The sequence below is a fragment of the Blastococcus sp. SYSU D00669 genome (assembly GCF_054050715.1).
This window is the reverse complement of record NZ_JBJGZV010000091.1, coordinates 1-588: the sequence shown is the minus strand read 5'-3', so window position 1 is coordinate 588 and position 588 is coordinate 1. Positions and strand designations below refer to the sequence as shown.

Genomic DNA, 588 nt, shown 5'->3' with positions numbered 1-588 from the left:
GGGGGGACCGGGCCGCAGGGCCGGGGGCTGGCGGTGCGGCTGGCCGCGGCCGGGCAGCGGGTGCTGCTCGGGTCCCGGGACGCCGACCGGTGCGCGGTGATCGCCGCGGAGGTCGCCGAGCGGGCCCGGTCGGCCGCCGCGCCGGGGGTGGCGGTGTCGGTGACCGGCGGGGGCAACGCCGACGTCGCCGGTGCGGCGGACCTGGTGATCGTGGCGGTGCCCTACGACGGGCACGCCGAGCTGCTGACCGGGCTGGCCCCGGCGCTGGCCGGCAAGGTGGTGGTGGACTGCGTGGTGCCGATGGGCTGGGACGAGCTGGGCGCCTACGTCCTCGACGTGCCGGAGGGGTCGGCGGCGCAGCAGGCCGCGGCGCTGCTGCCGGACTCCACGGTGGTGGGGGCGTTCCACCACCTGTCGGCGCGGCTGCTGGAGGACCTGTCGCACCCGACGATCGACGGGGACGTGATGGTGGTCGGGGACGACCGGGCGGCGATGGACCTGGTGCAGGCGCTGGCCGGGCGGCTGCCGGGGATGCGCGGGATCTACGCCGGGCGGCTGCGCAACGCCCGCCAGGTCGAGGCGCTGACG

Annotated in this window: 1 protein-coding gene; it reads left to right on the top strand. The window is 78.6% G+C overall.

Going from position 1 to position 588, the window contains the following annotated elements; genetic code table 11:
- On the top strand, nucleotides 1–588 hold a 588-nt coding region (npdG, locus tag ACI8AF_RS27525; protein ID WP_456542969.1), incomplete at both ends, for an NADPH-dependent F420 reductase.